Source organism: Pseudomonas sp. SIMBA_067 (assembly GCF_046534675.1).
Classification (GTDB): domain Bacteria; phylum Pseudomonadota; class Gammaproteobacteria; order Pseudomonadales; family Pseudomonadaceae; genus Aquipseudomonas; species Aquipseudomonas putida.
On sequence record NZ_JAWRYH010000885.1, the window covers coordinates 1 to 253 of the forward strand.

At 63.2% G+C, this 253-nt stretch carries 1 protein-coding gene; it reads right to left on the reverse strand.

Going from position 1 to position 253, the window contains the following annotated elements; translation table 11 throughout:
• Window positions 1-253 (reverse strand): immunoglobulin-like domain-containing protein (locus SB765_RS31765; RefSeq protein WP_410932775.1); only part of this gene is annotated, 253 nt, incomplete at both ends.

Genomic DNA, 253 nt, shown 5'->3' on the forward strand with positions numbered 1-253 from the left:
GCCGTGATGGTGACCTTGACCAGGTCGCCTTCGTTGTTGCCGCCTGGGTTGCCCGGAGTGCCTGGCTCGTCAGTGACGATGGTGCTGACCGGGGTCTTGTCGAGGGTCAGTTGCTCGAACTTGCCAACATCAGCGCCCGCAACGGTCGCGATGGAGTTGACCACCGCTGGGTTGCTGCCGACGTAGACGTTGTCCGGAGCCGTGACGGTGATCGAACCGCTGGTGCCATTGGCCGGTACGGTGATGACGGTCT